Origin of the sequence: Jeotgalibacillus sp. R-1-5s-1, from assembly GCF_004405105.1 — a bacterium.
Lineage (GTDB): Bacteria > Bacillota > Bacilli > Bacillales > Jeotgalibacillaceae > Jeotgalibacillus.
In genome coordinates this window covers 1-16,766 of the sequence record NZ_SORW01000052.1, presented here as the reverse complement: position 1 = coordinate 16,766, position 16,766 = coordinate 1, and the positions used below count along the sequence as shown (strand labels likewise).

14 protein-coding genes and 1 riboswitch are annotated in these 16,766 nt (G+C 43.4%); of the genes, 2 read left to right on the top strand and 12 right to left on the bottom strand.

Features of this window, described 5'->3' with window-relative positions; all coding sequences use genetic code 11:
- Positions 1 to 304 precede the first annotated feature (304 nt).
- The 6 genes from E2491_RS14855 to E2491_RS14830 all read right to left on the bottom strand — a co-directional run bounded on the left by E2491_RS14855 (position 305) and on the right by E2491_RS14830 (position 6,319).
- Positions 305 to 1,168: a permease gene (locus E2491_RS14855; RefSeq protein WP_134376414.1), complete on the bottom strand. Its 864-nt coding sequence runs from the start codon at positions 1,166 to 1,168 to the stop codon at positions 305 to 307.
- Positions 1,169 to 1,232: 64 nt separating this feature from the next.
- On the bottom strand, positions 1,233 to 1,556 hold the full coding sequence (locus tag E2491_RS14850; protein ID WP_134376413.1) for an ArsR/SmtB family transcription factor: 324 nt from the start codon (positions 1,554 to 1,556) through the stop codon (positions 1,233 to 1,235).
- A gap of 387 nt (positions 1,557 to 1,943) precedes the next feature.
- Positions 1,944 to 2,897: an ATP-grasp domain-containing protein gene (locus E2491_RS14845; protein ID WP_134376412.1), complete on the bottom strand. Its 954-nt coding sequence runs from the start codon at positions 2,895 to 2,897 to the stop codon at positions 1,944 to 1,946.
- Between the two features lie 20 nt (positions 2,898 to 2,917).
- Positions 2,918 to 3,976: an LLM class flavin-dependent oxidoreductase gene (locus tag E2491_RS14840; RefSeq protein WP_134376411.1), complete on the bottom strand. Its 1,059-nt coding sequence runs from the start codon at positions 3,974 to 3,976 to the stop codon at positions 2,918 to 2,920.
- A gap of 90 nt (positions 3,977 to 4,066) precedes the next feature.
- A riboswitch (SAM riboswitch) is annotated at positions 4,067 to 4,174 on the bottom strand.
- A 111-nt stretch (positions 4,175 to 4,285) separates the two neighbouring features.
- Entirely contained in the window at positions 4,286 to 4,897 is a 612-nt protein-coding gene (locus E2491_RS14835) for a hypothetical protein (RefSeq protein ID WP_134376410.1), read from the bottom strand.
- 159 nt (positions 4,898 to 5,056) lie between these two features.
- A complete protein-coding gene (locus tag E2491_RS14830) occupies positions 5,057 to 6,319 on the bottom strand; it encodes a hemolysin family protein (protein WP_134376409.1) in 1,263 nt (420 codons plus the stop codon).
- 608 nt (positions 6,320 to 6,927) lie between these two features.
- Here E2491_RS14830 and E2491_RS14825 point away from each other — a divergent pair.
- The gene (locus E2491_RS14825; RefSeq protein WP_134376408.1) at positions 6,928 to 8,301 is read left to right on the top strand and encodes a dipeptidase; all 1,374 of its coding nucleotides are present in this window, start codon (positions 6,928 to 6,930) and stop codon (positions 8,299 to 8,301) included.
- A gap of 711 nt (positions 8,302 to 9,012) precedes the next feature.
- Here E2491_RS14825 and E2491_RS14820 read toward each other — a convergent pair.
- The 6 genes from E2491_RS14820 to E2491_RS14795 all read right to left on the bottom strand — a co-directional run bounded on the left by E2491_RS14820 (position 9,013) and on the right by E2491_RS14795 (position 14,084).
- Entirely contained in the window at positions 9,013 to 9,225 is a 213-nt protein-coding gene (locus E2491_RS14820; RefSeq protein WP_134376407.1) for a hypothetical protein, read from the bottom strand.
- 119 nt (positions 9,226 to 9,344) lie between these two features.
- Entirely contained in the window at positions 9,345 to 9,995 is a 651-nt protein-coding gene (locus E2491_RS14815) for a 3'-5' exonuclease (protein WP_134376406.1), read from the bottom strand.
- A gap of 14 nt (positions 9,996 to 10,009) precedes the next feature.
- Entirely contained in the window at positions 10,010 to 11,887 is a 1,878-nt protein-coding gene (locus E2491_RS14810) for a DUF294 nucleotidyltransferase-like domain-containing protein (protein WP_134376405.1), read from the bottom strand.
- Positions 11,856 to 13,532: a sodium:solute symporter family protein gene (locus E2491_RS14805; protein WP_134376404.1), complete on the bottom strand. Its 1,677-nt coding sequence runs from the start codon at positions 13,530 to 13,532 to the stop codon at positions 11,856 to 11,858. Before E2491_RS14805 ends, E2491_RS14810 begins: the two co-directional genes overlap by 32 nt.
- A 36-nt stretch (positions 13,533 to 13,568) precedes the next feature.
- Positions 13,569 to 13,871 (bottom strand): DUF4212 domain-containing protein, encoded by a 303-nt coding sequence (locus tag E2491_RS14800; protein ID WP_134376403.1) that lies wholly within the window; start codon positions 13,869 to 13,871, stop codon positions 13,569 to 13,571.
- 27 nt (positions 13,872 to 13,898) lie between these two features.
- Positions 13,899 to 14,084, bottom strand: coding sequence for a hypothetical protein (locus E2491_RS14795; protein WP_134376402.1), 186 nt, complete (start codon positions 14,082 to 14,084; stop codon positions 13,899 to 13,901).
- 399 nt (positions 14,085 to 14,483) lie between these two features.
- On the opposite strand from E2491_RS14795, the gene E2491_RS14790 reads away from it, so the two are divergent.
- On the top strand, positions 14,484 to 16,649 hold the full coding sequence (locus E2491_RS14790; protein ID WP_134376401.1) for an EAL domain-containing protein: 2,166 nt from the start codon (positions 14,484 to 14,486) through the stop codon (positions 16,647 to 16,649).
- The last annotated feature ends 117 nt before the right edge of the window (positions 16,650 to 16,766 follow it).

The following is a 16,766-nucleotide window of genomic DNA, read 5'->3' as shown; positions in this document are numbered from 1 at the left end:
ATGATTTAGTCTGTTCTTTTTTCTTTTTTAACAACCATTTTTTGAACATGTTGTCTCACCTCATCACTATCATGACCCCGTTCATTAGCAATTTATACCCGGCTAATCCGCAAAATAATCCTCAAAATCGTTTACGGATGTGTTACGGAGTTTGAGATTTTGTAAATGAGATAAGCATTTGTATTTTTACTTTTTCACTTCAACGATTTTCACTTCGCAACACGTTTGTTTTTTCTCTGATTTAAATAACGAAAGCAGTTTTTTCAGCATGTATGTTCACCTCCTTATCAAGCTGTGCGCCTATTCAAATCAGAAAGAAAATAAACCCTGAAAAAGAAGCCATTGATAATACAGATAAGACAAAGACAGCCACCAGCTGTATGCGGAAAATTGATTTCAGCATGACAACCTCCGGCAGACTTGCACCGGCAGAACTGATCAACAATGCCATAATGGGCCCAAGTGCCATTCCCTTTACCAGGAGAACCTGTGAGATTGGGATCATGCTGGAAAGACGAATATAAAGCGGGATTCCGAGCACCGCCGCAGCCGGAATCAGCCACCATGCTCCATGTCCAAAATGAGTTGCAATCCATTCAGCTGGAACCAGACCCTGTATCCCTGCCCCAATGGCAGCACCGATCAATAAAAATGGAAATACTGATTTCATCATTTTTCCTGTTTCCACGAGTGCACCCTTGAAGTTCCATCCCGCCTTTTCATTCGGACTGAACCCCTCAAGAATCACAGGTTTTACATATTTTTCGAAGCCGAATTTCTCGAGTGCAAAACCAAGGATGACAGAAAATACTGCCGTGACTGTTGTATACAGGATAGTCACCTTCCATCCAAGAATGACGCCCATGACAGTAAGAATCGTCGGATCAAGCAGTGGAGAGGAAAACAAAAATACCATCGTCAAACCAAATGGAACACGGTTTTTCAGCATGTTGATGACAACCGGGATCGTCGAACAGGAACAGAATGGTGTAATAAATGCGAAGATGAGCGCCAATCCCCCCGCCTTCCATTTTGATCGGGTTCTTAAATAATTCTCCACCCTGTCATACGGAATCCAGCTTTGCAAAATGGATAATAAAAACGAAAGAATAACAAATAAGACAGTCAACTCAAGAGCAATCCATAAGAATGTTTCAAACACAACCATATACCCCCTTAAATCAAATTTTTTTGATATATAAACGAAATGAGGAGCCTCCCGTTCAGAGAGGCTAACACGCTGAATCTTCATTTCGGAACAAACAGCATAATGCCGGCGATAAAACTTCATTGACCCCTTCATCGCGGATGGAATAATAGTTCCATGTTCCCTTCTTCTCAACATTCAAGAAGCCCGCATCCAGCAGCTGCTTCAAATGATAAGACAATTTAGATTGCGGCATTTCAATGTGTTCAGCCAGATCACATACACATAATGATCGATACTTTTGTATTAAATGCATTATTTCGAGGCGTTTGTGATCAGATAAAGCTTTGAATTTTTTCTCATATAATTTGAAAGTCTCCGATGTTGGTAACAGTTCGGTTGTTGTCATGATGAACAACTCCTTTAATCAAATTTATTTGATATATCAAGAATATCCTTTTGCGCATCGAGTGTCAATTATTAAATCAAAAAAAATTGATTTAATGTTAAATTGCTTGCGCGAAATAATCTGAAGGGCTACCATCATATTCTCTTCTGCGCATAGAGCGCTTTTGACCATTGTGGGGGTTGTACTGGAAGTTCGTGAGGTTGGACGCCGAGTTCGTGAGGTTACACATCGAGTTCGTCAGCTTACCACCGCAATTCGTGAGCTCACACCACAAGTTTGTCAGCTTCTCACGGAATTCGTCAGTTCAGTGACATTTGGACTACACAATCACGGTCGCAGTCACTCGCCATAAGAAAACCCCCATCCAAAAGGACAGGGGCAAGCTCATTATGCATTTACAACCGGAGCAACCTTCGTAAGCTCCTGTTTCAGATGATTAGCAAGCTCAAGCATACCGAACTTACCATGCTTCGCCTCAGCATCAGCATTGTAATTCGTATTTGTGTTGATATCATATACATAAATTTGTCCATTCTTATCCTTGATAAACTCAATGCCCGCAACGGCAATGTCGTTTTTCTCAAGGAACGTTTCAAGCTGCAGGATTAGTGGATCCTCAAAATTCTCCACAACCTGAAACTTAGGTTTTTCTTCGACTTCTTCTCCGACTGGACAGAATAAATCACCAATCTGACAAGCATCAGCCGGACAAAGCTCAAAGCCTTCTGACGTGTCCACTCTGACAGCGTAGATAAATTTCCCGCCAACAAACTCACAGCGTGTGATATAAGGCTCAGGCGCTTCAATATACTCCTGAATCAACGTAATGCCATCTACCGGAAGCTCAAATTCATCACCATTCACATATTCCTTCAAACCCTCAATAGAATGAAACAGCTGAACACCAAGACCTTTGCCGGCGCGGTTGTGTTTCGTAATAAATGAAGATTTCCCCAGCTTTTCTGCAGCCTGGATAATCTGTTCTTTCCCCACTGCCGCGATCGTTTTTGGTGTTGTAATTCCGTGTGATTGTAGAGCTGTATATTGATTGACCTTACTTACTTCAAGACGCAGTGCGCGTGATCCGTTCAACACGCGACGGCCATGCTGCTCAAGCCAGGCAAGAACCGATTCAGTCAATTCAGGTGCGAAACGGTGTCCGCGCGTATGCGATGAGGCACTCATTCTGCTGTAGAATACACCTTCAGGCGGCTCTTCTGTTAAATCCACAATCCCCTGGTCTAAATGCCAGACTTCATAGGGAACCTCTAATTCTTCAAGACGCTTCGTTAAATGAACCGTCCACTCATCATTTTCATGTAATACATATACTTTACTCATGCTGTCACTCCTTCAAGTTGTTACGCATTAACCTGCTTTAGCAGTTTACGCTTTTCTTCAACCAGTGGCATAACCTTCTTTGAGAAACGCTCCATCTCTTCAAGCTGCGGAGAGAATTGAAGCAGTAACAGGTCAAGACCTGCATTTTCATAGGCAACAATACGGTCAGCGATCTGCTCAGGTGTCCCGATTAAATTCGGACGCAATCCGCGGTTGGAAACCGAATAATCCATCAGCTTTACCTGCTGCTCAAGCTGCGACTTGCTGACGAAATCATTATAGCCCGCATATCCGCTTACATCTTTCACGTCTGTGATGCGCTCAAGCTCAGCCTGAACTTCTTCCTCCGTATCACGGCAAATGATAAACGCCGCCATGCCAAACGAACCGAACGGATCTTTTCCGGCTGCGGCGCGACGCGTCTTCATATCGGCAATCTTCGTTTCGATTTCTTCAAGCGTACCACCGTGCATCACATATGAGTCACAGTGCTCAACAATCGATTGCTTACCACGCGGGCTCTCGCCGCCTGCATATAAAATCGGATTAGGACGCTGAACCGGTTTAGGCTCAAGCTTTGTATTTTCAATGTCATAGAATTTCCCTTTAAAGCTGAATGTGTCTTCTGTCCAGAGTCCTTTTAAGATCTGAAGGAATTCATCGGTACGCTCATAGCGCTCATCATGCTCCGTGAAAGCACCGCCGTACTGCTTCGCTTCCTCCGCCCACCAGGCAGACACAACATTCAGTGTAAAACGGCCGTTGGAGATATGATCAATGTTAGAGGCCATTTTAGCCGCCACAGCTGGATTATGAAAGCCGGGACGGATTGCCGTCATGATCTCAATTTTTTCTGTTACGGCTGCAAGAGCAGCTGCAGTGGACCACGCCTCAATGGAATCGCGCTCAGGTCCCTTGATATCATTTAAGTATAATTCAGCAATCAGAGTCGTATCATATCCCCAGTTTTCAGCGGACTGAATGACCTTTTTTGCATAATCAAAGGTTGGCGGCATATTCTCATCTTCAACATTACGCAGCCATCCTCCGAAAATCGGAAGCCAAAATCCATATTTCATCTTTTCCACTCTCCTTTAAAAACGGTCGCACGTGATTTTGGGTACAAAAAAACTTCTTCTGAGACAGAAGAAGATACTCGCAACACTTCTGTCTTATCTTTCAGGCAGCTTTCGCCTGATGGATGTAGCACCTTTCTGACATAGTCAGCGGTTGCCGGGCTTCACAGGGCCATATCCCTCCACCACTCTCGATAAGAGCTTATTCACTTTAATACGTTAATCCTATAACAATGCTTGGTATTCGTCAACACATAAAGTTTGGATTTTCAGAAAATTGCGTTCCAATTCCTATAGTCTATACGATTCTATTTAAAATGGAACATCTTCTTCTGTCCCGAATACATCATTCAGTTCCCAGCCGTAAGAATCTACCACAAAGCCGATTGCACGAACCGTTTCTCTGTCTGTAGGATCATAGGGAATCGTTACTTCCCCGGCATCAGAAGAAAATGTATAGGAATAGACCCTGAGCGACTCCTCATCCACAATACGCGTAACTTCCTCTACCTCCTCCCAGGCAATGCTTTCTTCACTGAGCGTCCAGAAAGAGTTTGCCTGTGCCCCGTCCTCATTTAAATAGGCATAATGATAAACTGAAAATACGAACAACGGCAGCGTCAAAATAATAAGTAAGATATGTACCCCTGTTAATTTATACGCTCTACGCTTCTTTTCCGCATAAAGCTTTGTAAATAAAAACGATATCAGCGTAAGACCGATTATGACCATTCCTGCACCGAATGCTAAAAACGCATCCATTGGTCTGATAAACGACCAATGATCAGCAGAAAAAAACAATAAATCCTGAATCAAGATAACGACAAATCCCGGTATAAAAAATGCCATGATAATCATAAGAAGCCCTGCAGTCAATAAATACTTCATCATCGAATCAGCATCAAAATTTCTTCGCTTCTTCATCCCCATCCCTCCACAAACATTATTTTTCCTTCTATACGTTTAGCAATTCGAAAGGGTTTCAAGATCGCTAAAAATTCTGACACTTTTTTGTATATCCATTATCTCATCAACACATAAAAAAGGAGCATATGGTCTGAAACCACATGCCCCGCGCTTTATTTACTGAATGTCCTCGTCATCCTTCACGCCATCAATCATGCGCTTTTCAATGCGGACCTTTGTAATTTTATTCTTTTCCATTTCAAGGACAGTAAAGCGTAAATGCTGGTAATCGAATTCATCGCCTTCTTCAGGCAGATGACCAACTTCCTTCAGCACGAAGCCTGCAAGAACGTCCTGTTCTTCCGGAATTTTCGTCTTAAACACTTCATTTAAACGATGGATGTTCAGTTTACCATGACAAATAATCGTTCTCTCCGTCAGCTCATCAATCCATACTTCTTCTTCATCATCATTCTCATCGGCAATTTCCTGGCCGATCATTGCTTCAATGATGTCTTCATGGGTAATGATTCCGAGTGTCCCGCCGTATTCATCGAGAACGATCGCAAAATGCTTTTTAGCCTGAAGCATCCGTTTAAAGATACGCTCAATGGATGTTGATTCCACTGTGAATAGCGGATCATCATCCATAAAATCTGAAAATGGACGATCCGGTTCAAGTGACCATTCGATGACCTGCTTGGAGTGGAAAACACCGACAATGTTATCCATATTTTCTTTATAGACAGGATAACGCGTATAGGGATTATCAATGACATAATCACGCGCTTCCTCATAAGTCGTTTCAAGCGGCATTCCGATGATATCTACACGAGGTGTCTTCATCGCGTCACCGACATCTTTATGCTGAAAGTCGAGCACACCTTTAATCCGGAGAGATTCATCCCCTAAAAATGTACCTTCTGTTGAAGCAATATCAACCATTGTTCTGAGCTCTTCCTTCGTAATCGTCGCTTCTTTTATATCTCCTTTGGATAAAATACGGATCACGATATTCGTGAAACGTGAAAGGAGCCATGTGACTGGACGAAGTAACTTCATTAGAAGTCGGATAACCGGCCCTACAATATAAGCAATCCGGTCAGCAAAAGTTGCTGCGATTGTTTTTGGCAATACTTCAGCAAAGATAATGAGCGTCACCGTTAATACTCCGGTTGCAAGTGCCACTTCAATGTCATAATTAATTGCAATGATCGTGACAAGCGTCGGGAGTAAAATGTTCGCAATGTTGTTCCCGATCAGAATCGTTGTAATCATCTGATCCGGCTTTGATACTTGTTGTAACAGTTTTTCAGCAGCCCGGTCTCCTTGTTCTGCACGGGTTTTTACCTTCATTTTGTTAACAGCAGTAAGTGCCGTTTCACTTCCGGATAAAAAGAACGAGACGAAAAGCAAGACAGCTATGGCTATAAATTCCAACGATATTCCTCCTGATAATAAACAGTATGTAAAATGTTTAAAACTAGCGTATACTAATCCGTTTCAGATTTCCACTATCATCGTCTGAAAAAACAATCTTTTTAAGGTGGGTAAATTGATATTTGAGGATAATCGGAGTAAAGTTAAGAGGATTGGTGATCTGCCTTACGGGACGGTATTACATAATACCTAAAACAACGAAAGCCCTAACCTCTCTTTCGTCCTTGCGGCTCCGAGACCGCGCCAGTGTGAATCAGATACTACTTTAAAATGGATACTCCATTCATTAAAGTGTACTGGAATTTTTGGTCTGAAAGGGTTCGGTGAGATAGAACCATAGAAGTGAACAGTCATTTGATGCGTAGATCAAGTGCAGACTTCGGGCAACGTACCCGAAAATAGAGGGTAAATGCTTAAATCGGTGTCAAACGATACTAACTGCTTAAGCATACTCGTGTTGAGCTGCTTCATTCAGGCCTTGAAACTCCAGACCTTATATTTAATTATTGCGGCTGGCGTTGCCGCTACTTACAACCGTCCCGTAAAACGATCAACGATAAGCATAACAAACGGAACCGGGCATGTCAATACTTTTAGGAGGATGTTTAATGACTACATATGATCAGTATTTTAAAGAAAACCGCGAACGTCACTTAGCTGAATTAACAGAGTGGCTTTCTATTCCAAGTGTCAGCTCATTATCAGAACACAAACAAGACACACTGAAAGGCGCAGAATGGATCGCTGACAACCTGAAAAAAACCGGCCTTGAAAATGTTCAGCTGATTCCAACAGCCGGTCATCCCGTCGTCTACGCAGACTGGCTTCATGCAGAGAATGCACCAACGGTTCTTGTTTACGGCCATTACGATGTTCAGCCGGTAGATCCGCTGCATCTGTGGGAAACAGAGCCTTTCCAGCCTTCCATCCGTGATAATAAGATTTATGCACGCGGGGCAACAGATGATAAAGGTCAATCCTTTATGCACGTAAAGGCAGTAGAGGCATTACTGAAAGAGAACGGCTCTCTTCCTGTTAATATCAAGTTTTTAATAGAAGGGGAAGAAGAAATCGGCAGCGTGAATCTTCCTGACTTTGTTGAAAAAAATCAGGAGTTGCTTTCTTCTGATGTGATTGTCATTTCTGATACAGGTATGCAGGAAAAAGGACAGCCGGCGATCTGTTACGGTCTTCGCGGGCTTGCGGGCATCCAGATTGATGTCAAAGGCGCAAAAGGCGACCTGCACTCCGGTTTGTACGGAGGCGCAGTTCAGAACGCCCTTCACGCACTGGTTAAACTGCTAGACTCCTTCCGTGATGAAAACGGCGTAATCCAGGTAGACCGCTTTTACGATAAAGTAGAGCCGCTGACTGACGAGGAAAAGAAAGAATACGAAGCATTGAACTTCTCAGATCAAGCACTAATGAAAGAACTCGAGGTAAACGAGCTGTTTGGTGAAGAAGGTTACTCTACACTTGAGCGTATGTGGACGCGTCCAACACTTGAAATCAACGGTATGTGGGGTGGCTTTGAAGGAGAAGGCATTAAAACCGTTCTACCAAACGAGGCCCACGCTAAAATCACCTGCCGTCTCGTTCCTCATCAGGATCCGGATGAAATCGTGGAGCTGCTCACTAAACACGTTGAAGCGCATACGCCAGCTGGTGTGACGGTGAAAGTAACACCGTTTGATAAAGGTGTGCCTTATGTGACGCCTTACGATCACCCTGCTATTCAGGCAGCAGGTCAGTCTTATGAGCGTGTTTATGGTGTACCGACGCAATACGTTCGCGGAGGCGGGTCTATTCCGATCGTTGCGACGTTTGATCAGATTTTGCAGAAGCCGATTGTTCTGATGGGGTTTGGGTTGCCGGGCGAGAATTTCCATGCGCCAAATGAGCATTTCCATTTGGAAAACTTCGATCAGGGACTTCGGGTTATTGCTGACTATTACAGTACACTTGGTGATGTGTTGAAGTAAGATTTTTACTTAATAAACCGGGCTGGATCCATCCTTCGACTCCTGTGACAGGAAGGGACAGGTGAAACACCAGCGTGCGTAGCACGTGGTGGTTCACCTCCCGGTCACGGAAAGCGAAGGATGGATCCAGCCCTTAGTAATAAATTCTCATCTTAATTTTCGCGGAGGAGAAATGGGAATGAAGCCGCGCAATCAGACTGTTGTGTGTCGCGCAACAGTTTCACCTGACTCTTTCCGCCACAGGAGTCTGCGGATGCGCTCCGGCCTGAGGATAAGACTAGAATCTCTTCTTTCTATAGAATTTAAAAACAATAAAGTCCAGACTCACCAAATATCAGATCTCACCACAAGAGTCTACGGAATGAATCGGCACTATTTGTATTTCCTGTCTCAAAAAATTTTAGAACACACTATCCTGATCAGACCTCAGTTTGACGCGGAATTTAACAGGTTTTAGTAAAAGTATTTCCCGCGTTAAATCAGTATTGGTTGATCACTGGGGACTCGTTGAATGTAATGGGTGATTTGTCACTATTTTATGAAGGTCAGCTTACATTTTACGAACTTGACTCAATATCTTGTGAACCTGATCATTAATTTTGTGAACATAGCGATTAATCTTACGAACCTTTACCGAAATTCTGCGAACGAATCCCTTCTTCACTTCACACACAAAAAAACAACCCCTTCTCTATTGAGACAGGGGTTGTTTTACGTATCCATCAAACGGCTGCTGGCAATCAATCGATACAAAGTGCTAACGGGTTTATTTTTTTGTTCCCATTCGTCTGTAATGACGTCAGGTATTTTATAAGTCTGTTCCATTTCAATCATTAACTCGGCGTATTTTTCATCAAGCATGTCGACTGGCATGGATTCACTTTTCAATTGCTTAAACTCAGTTAAGATGCTGTTAAGTGACATCGTACATGAACCTCTCTCTTTTTGGAAATGAGCAATTGTTTCGCCCACCTTACTATTCCCAAATAGCGAAAACATCCAAACCATTTCCAGCACACTAAATGAAAAATGCATCTTTCAGCTTATAGTACCCGTGATGATTTTAATTGAAGTAACTCACCCCACGTGGTGATTCCACGCTCCATTACCCGTTCGCACAATTCACAGAATAAATATGCTGTTGTCAGCGCATCCCCCAATGCACTGTGCCGGTCATAGATTCTCGTTTGAAAAACGGAAGCGTAATAAGCCAGATCCTTCATTTCCCAGGTTGGTACGAGGAAGCTGAGTAAATCAAGCGTGTCAACGTATGGTGGCTCCTGAAATTTAAAACCGGATCTTCGCAGCTCGTGTTTAAAAACCTGCATATCAAATGACAGGTAATGTCCGACTAAGCCGTGAAGAAGTTGAGTCCTCTCCTGTAAAAAAAGAGATTCTATTGCTTCAAGTGCCTGCGGAGCCTGTTTGACATCACTTTGGCTGATGGAGGTGAGGGCCGTAATATTTTCAGGAATATCCCGCATAGGGTCAACATAAGTCTGGTAGGTCTCATGTTCCTGCACCTTCAATCCGGTAATAGGAACAGCGCCAATTTCAATCAGCCGGTCCTCTTTCCCGACAGCGAAGCCAGTCGTTTCCGTGTCTACTACAAGCAGATTCAATTCGCTGAGCTTTGTAGAAAGGGGAATGTCCTGGTTAATCCGGTCATTAAATTTTTTGTCCCAAATCGCCATCGATCCCGCTCCTTTCACACACCCATTTCCCTGACCGCAGCCTGCTGGAATTGTCTCAGAACATGTAAAGATCTTGTTAACAATGCTTTTTCACGTGAAGTAATCTGATCCGGAATAATGACTGAGGTGCCTTCGTGATGTTTTTTCAGTAGATTTAACAATAGAATAAAATCAAGACTTTCTTTCAGCTCTTCGTCTTCTGTGATCTTACCCATTTCAGTCAGTTTCCCGATCCGGTCAGCTGTTGAACCTTCCAGCACACCCGCTCTAACAGAATAGATCTGCAATGCATGATGAAAAGGAAACAGCACCTGCTTTTTCAGATCAATGACCTTTCCTTCCCGCAAAATCAGACTGCGTATACGATGATCGAGTGAAGGAATCGGCATTCGTTTTATCTCCTCCGCCATCTGCCTTAAAAGAACACCGGAATGGTCCATCTCTTTTTGCAGTCCTTCCAAAAATGCATGGTGAATTTCAGCATCTCCAGCCAGCCATCTCATGGCAAAGAAATTATAGGCATATAGAATATTCTGAGGTGTTGATCTAAGCGCCCACCTCCTGATTTTTTGCTCCCAGTCGCTAATCGAACCTCTCCAGAATTCATTCGAGGCCATCATATTCCCATCACACCTTTTGAATCCGGCTGCCTCAAGCAGTTGAACGATCTTTTCTCCAAAATCCTTAAAATACTTTTCCTCTATTAATCCATTTCTTTCAAAGACGAGAAAATGATCCTGATCTGTCATGTTAAACTGTTCCCCTCTCCCCGCACTGCCCATTTGATAAAAGGCAAATTTACACGGGGGTTCCCCAAGCTCAAGCAGTGTCTCACTGATGATTTTACGTGTCAGCTGATCGAATAAGGGAGTGACAGTTGCTGATAGCATCCTGATCGTTTCACGTTCCTCAATCAATTGCGCAGCCATTGTTCGCAAATCAGCTGATGTTGAAGAAAGAGTCGCTTCATCCAGTCGATTGATCTCTTTCATCAAAGCCTGAATCGAACGGTGCTTCTGCTTTAAGACATCTGATAACGTCAGCATACCAACAGGCTGACTGTTTTGATTTACGACTACAATATGGCGAAGTTCACCTTCACGCTGAAAAGCAGCAAGGGCATCATAATAATAAGCATTTCTATGAATGATCACTGCTTCACGGCTGATTGATTGGAGTGGTTCTGAAAGCTGTCTGTTTTCTGCAATCGCTCCCATTATCTCTCTCATCGAGACAAGATACGGCTGTTGCTGATCAAGATAGACCGCAGCACTCAGATGATGATCCGCCATAAAAGATATAGCTTCCTTGATGGTACTGTCCTTTGAAACGGTAAGCAGCGGGGAGGACATCATGTCCTGCACCCGCTGGAATACCTGCTTTTGCTGCTCCATCCAGCCAGCCTGCTGTAGCTGCTCAGTTAATGACTGATAGACGTCTCTTAAACGGAAAATAGCTTTTTCCAGAAAATATGCCTGTACTTCCGGTTCCCCCCACAGGACCTTCAGTACAGAGTATGGGATGAATAATCCCATGGTTGTTTCAAGCGCCATGATTTCAACAGTGTTGATCTCTTCATCTGAAGGCGCAAGCATCGAACTGATACTTGCAAGTCCTACAATTTCACCCGGACCTGCAAGCTCAAGCACTTCTCTTTCATTGCGGAATCCGGCTGCATATACTTCAGCAAGCCCTGACGTAATGAGCAGAATTCCTTCTCTCTTTTTCTTTGTATCCGCTATTAAAACACCCTGATCATATTGCCGCTCCTGACAAGAGGCATACAATTCATGGAAAGCTTTTTCAGATCTGTTTTGAAATAACGGAGTTTTTCTTATAAACGAACGAATCGATTCACGATTATCTGGACGGCGGTACGTCGTTTCCGTCATCAATCCACACCTCTCCATCACGGTAGGTCATCTGCTCAGGATAACGAAGGTCAATAACCTCCTCCTGAATCTTTTTAGACGGCGGCTTTGTAGCCAGTGACACTATCACATTAGCCAAAATAGCGGCTGTTGCACCAAAGACACCGGCTCCGGTATCAATAATACCAAGGATTGTAAAGCCTCCATATTTAGCTGCAAAGATATAGCCAAGCGTCACGGATAAACCGACGAGCATACCCGCGATGACGCCCTGTGCGTTAGATCGCTTCCACCAGACACCAAGAAGAAGTGCCGGGAAGAAGGATCCTGAAGCCAGCGCAAAGGCCCAGGCAACAATCTGTGTAATCGCACCAGGTGGATTTAACGCAATTAAGCCGGCTGCGAGTGACGCAATCACAATCGACCATCGTCCAACCGCCAGACGTTTTTTGTCTGATGCATTTGGATTGATAGAGCGGAAGTAAATGTCATGTGAAAGTGCGGCAGAGATGGCGATCATCAGTCCGCCGGCTGTTGAAAGTGCTGCAGCCATCGCACCGGCAGCCATTAAACCAATAACAAAGACGCCAAGGTTGGCAATTTCAGGTGTTGCCATCACGACGATATCATTGGCAATCTGAAGCTCCTGCCATTGTAAAATACCGTCACCATCGGTATCTGCCACCTGAAGCATCCCGGTATCCACCCATGATGTTGTCCAAGCCGGCAGCTGATCAATAGGTGATCCGGCTACCTGAGACATTAGAATGAATCTTGAAAATGCCGCATAAGCAGGTGCTGATAAGTAAAGCAGTCCGATAAACAACAGCGCCCAAGCCCCACTCCATCGTGCTGCCTTCATTGTAGATACCGTGTAGAAACGGACAATTACGTGCGGAAGACCTGCTGTTCCTGCCATCAGCGTAAACATCAGTGCAAGGAACTGCCACTTCGTTCCTTCAGTAAACGGCACAACGTATTCAGATATACCAAACTCCCGGTCGAGCGCCCTCATTTCTTCAATGACTGTACCGTATGACAGCCATGGAGCCGGGTTATTCGTTAACTGAAGTGACATAAAAATAACCGGAACGAGATAAGCAACGATCAGCACGATATACTGGGCAACCTGTGTCCAGGTAATCCCCTTCATCCCGCCAAGTGCCGCATAAAAGGCGATCAAACAGGCACCAATGATGGTACCGATCCGGTAATCCACTTCAAGCAAACGCCCGATGACTACTCCTGAACCGGACATCTGTCCAATTGAGTACGTAAAACTGATAATAATCGTGGCACCTGCCGCGATTAGTCGTGCCGTACTGCTTCCATAACGGTCACCGATGAATTCAGGTACCGTATAGCGTCCATATTTACGAAGCTGCGGAGCCATCAGGAAGGTTAAAAGTAAATACCCTCCTGTCCAACCCATAATATAACCAAGTCCGTCATATCCCATAATCATGACGGTTCCGGCCATACCAATGAATGAAGCTGCACTCATCCAATCCGCTCCGATAGCCATACCGTTGTAAATCGGTGGTACCCCTCGGCCTGCGACATAGAAATCAGATGTTGCTTTTGCCTGATTATAAATGGCAATTCCTATGTATAACCCAAACGTCCCCAAGATAAATGCCAGTGATACGAGAAACTGAGTATCCATGATCTTCCCCCTTTGTTTGACTGAACGCTGCCGTTATTAGTGGTCGACCGTTTTCCCCGATCCGATCGATTCATTTCGCGCTTCATCAATACCGTATTTCCGATCTACCCTGTCACTGACAACCGCATTAACAAACAGTAAAATAATGAATGTCAGAACAGCCCCCTGTGCCCCCATATAATAGTGGAGCGGAAATCCGTTAAACGTGATGTTCGATAATGGCTCTGCAAAAAGCACGCAGCCATATGACACAACAAAACCGATCGCGAGATAAATCATAATAAGCGTGGTTCTGGTTTTGAAATAGCTGTCTGCAACCTTCTTATCAATTTTCCTCATGCACTTCATCCCCTTTGTTCGTGCAGATTAACCTCTGAGATCAAAAATAAATGTAACGGTGTCCCAAAATGGCATCGGAACCTGAATAATCTTAACAAGGACGAACACACCGATTGCCAGAATAGGGGTTAACAAAAGTCTTTTCTTTTTCAGCTTTAATGCTGCTGCCACTGAAATAATGGTGATCAATCCAAATAAAATAACGGTCGACATTTCACCCCTCCCATCTTGTAAGCGTTATCATTTTCATTCAAAAAAAGAATGAAAATTCGATCTTTTTCCATTATTCCTTCAATTGTCACCTGATGTCAAGAATTGTTCACAATCCCACGGTGGGTATTTAAAACTAATTTATTTTCAAGATAAATAGTTCTAATGATTCAAAATACTCTCCAAAAAGCTATTGTGCCAATAATTATCTTCAATCCATATTTTTAGTTTTACGTAACAAAAAAATATTTTTTAAACGCAAATTACGGTTAAAACATTCTGACATCTCATGTCTCATTCGGACTCACTATTTTTAATATAAATCCGGAAAAATGTATGTAATATTCAAACAATTCGTTATAATAGATTTATGTTGGATTCCACTTTAAGGAGAGTTAGCCCATGAGACACAGCCGAACATTTTCATTATCAAGCTCTCTGACGGATGATGATCTCCTGATCGATAAACGTCCGGTTGAGATTCTTGAATCTGCTTTTTCACATTATCCCGGGCTGATCGCGACCATCAATATTTCGGGGGATATTGTTGATCTAAAAGGAAACACGGTCACTCTTCTTGGATATGAGCAGCATGATATGATCGGTACGAAAGCAACAAACTATCTCTCTATGCATTTGCCTGGTTTGGCAGATGATATTTTTTTAACCGCTCTCCAGCATGGACAACCATTGAACATCAACTTAAATGTCATTCATCAAAACGGGTCAGCCGTTCCGATGTTCGTTAAATGCCTTCCCATTATCAAAAATGAGGAAGTTAAAGGAATGATCATCATTGGAAATATGATGGTAGACGAAGAAGTAGTCAAAGAACTACGCACTCAGCTCACAGAATTAGCCGAAGAAGGACGAATTGCCAAGTCCATTCATGAAAGACTGGACGTTGGGATCTGGTCTCTTGATATGAAAAATTACAAATTTACATATTTATCTAAATCTATTGAAAACATTACCGGTGCCACGGCTGCTGAATTTGATAAGGACCCGAAGCTTTGGCGGTCGCTGCTTCATCCTGAAGATGTACATATTATTGATGACTATCAGGAGCTTCTTCGTAAAGGAGAGGCGGTAAAAGTTGAATATCGCCTGATTTACAGGGATAAACAGCTGCGGTGGATCGAACATCAGGCGATTCCCTATCTGAATCAAAAGGGAGAACTCACGCGGGTAGACGGTTTTATCATGGATATCACCGAACGAAAGAAGCTTGAAGAAAGCATTCACCACTTCGAAAATCATGATTATTTAACAGGTCTGATGAATCGCAAACAATTCACAAAGCGACTCGGAAAGGTGATTAAATCCTTCTCAATGTTTGATGGACAGCCTTCTTTATGGGTTTTTTACCTTGACATTGATCAATTCAAATCAATTAATGACTTATACAGTCATTCTGTCGGGGACCAGGTTCTTGCCTCTTTTGCGAGCCGGCTTGTCCGTTTTGTCGGGGATAAAGGATTTTGTGCCCGTGTAAGTGGGGACGAGTTCCTGATTGCAGTTACCAACATCGGATTAGACGATCACATTGACCATTTCGCCGCTGACCTTTTAGATGAAATGGAGTCACCAGTCATGGTCGAGGAAGAAGAGCTGTATTTAACCGTTTCAATCGGAGCGAGCGTATATGACCTGCACGCCAAACAGCCCCATACATTGATCAAATATGCTGACCTCGCTCTTCACCGGGTTAAAATGAGCGGACGTAACGACTGGATGATCTTCAATGAATCCATAGAGCAGGAAGAAAAAGAAATGGATCAGATTGCACACGATCTTCGATTTGCCATTGAACGTGAGCAGTTTTTTATCCTGTATCAGCCGAAAGTGAATGCACAGACGAGGACCATTACCGGCGCAGAAGCACTGATCAGGTGGAATCATCCCGATGCAGGTTTGATCAGACCATCTACTTTTATTCCTTTAGCGGAAAAGCACGGCATGATTTCATCAATTGACAGGTGGGTTTTCAGAGAGGTGTGCAAGGACCTTGACACGTGGCGCAAGTCATCACATCCTCTGCTTCCGGTGTCTATTAATGTGTCACCAAACCGTCTGCTGAAAAGCGATTTTGTTGAACAGACTCTTCGGCAGATCAAAGAATTTGATTTACCTCCATCACTGATTGAATTTGAGCTGACGGAAACGTCCATTATTATGAATCCTGTGAAAGTAAAAAGTGTGATGAGTGAGCTTCAGAACGAGGGCATCCGTTTTTCACTTGATGATTTCGGGACAGGGTATTCATCTCTTTCGTACCTTCAAATGTTTGATATTAATACATTAAAAGTCGATCGCAGTCTCATTCAGGACGTGCAGAAAACCACTAAAAATCAGATCATTGCCAAAAACCTATTCAGAATGGCGCAGGAAATGGAAATTGATATCATCGCCGAAGGAGTGGAAACACAGGAAGAAATGGAGTTTCTGGTTTCACAGAACTGCTCTATTATACAAGGCTATTTCTTTAGCAGACCACTGACACTTGAGTCACTGATGGTGTACTCTGATGTGCTTGCTGAAACGAGAAGAAAAAGCGGTAGTTCATAAAAATCCACTCAAAAAAGCAGGTCCGCCTTTGATATGCTCCCTTCAAAGTAGACAGAGAAATAATAAAAATTCTCTACTACTCTGAAGGGGGCATTTTTATGTCTAAACGAGTAACGA

Bases quoted from the DNA above. Each gene is read 5' to 3' on its own strand.
- E2491_RS14850 (WP_134376413.1), bottom strand. From the start codon at position 1,556: ATGACAACAACCGAACTGTTACCAACATCGGAGACTTTCAAATTATAT.
- E2491_RS14840 (WP_134376411.1), bottom strand. From the start codon at position 3,976: ATGAAATATGGATTTTGGCTTCCGATTTTCGGAGGATGGCTGCGTAAT.
- E2491_RS14835 (WP_134376410.1), bottom strand. From the start codon at position 4,897: ATGAAGAAGCGAAGAAATTTTGATGCTGATTCGATGATGAAGTATTTA.
- E2491_RS14810 (WP_134376405.1), bottom strand. From the start codon at position 11,887: ATGACGGAAACGACGTACCGCCGTCCAGATAATCGTGAATCGATTCGT.
- E2491_RS14820 (WP_134376407.1), bottom strand. From the start codon at position 9,225: ATGTCACTTAACAGCATCTTAACTGAGTTTAAGCAATTGAAAAGTGAA.
- E2491_RS14845 (WP_134376412.1), bottom strand. From the start codon at position 2,897: ATGAGTAAAGTATATGTATTACATGAAAATGATGAGTGGACGGTTCAT.
- E2491_RS14800 (WP_134376403.1), bottom strand. From the start codon at position 13,871: ATGAGGAAAATTGATAAGAAGGTTGCAGACAGCTATTTCAAAACCAGA.
- E2491_RS14815 (WP_134376406.1), bottom strand. From the start codon at position 9,995: ATGGCGATTTGGGACAAAAAATTTAATGACCGGATTAACCAGGACATT.
- E2491_RS14795 (WP_134376402.1), bottom strand. From the start codon at position 14,084: ATGTCGACCGTTATTTTATTTGGATTGATCACCATTATTTCAGTGGCA.
- E2491_RS14805 (WP_134376404.1), bottom strand. From the start codon at position 13,532: ATGGATACTCAGTTTCTCGTATCACTGGCATTTATCTTGGGGACGTTT.
- E2491_RS14790 (WP_134376401.1), top strand. From the start codon at position 14,484: ATGAGACACAGCCGAACATTTTCATTATCAAGCTCTCTGACGGATGAT.
- E2491_RS14825 (WP_134376408.1), top strand. From the start codon at position 6,928: ATGACTACATATGATCAGTATTTTAAAGAAAACCGCGAACGTCACTTA.
- E2491_RS14855 (WP_134376414.1), bottom strand. From the start codon at position 1,168: ATGGTTGTGTTTGAAACATTCTTATGGATTGCTCTTGAGTTGACTGTC.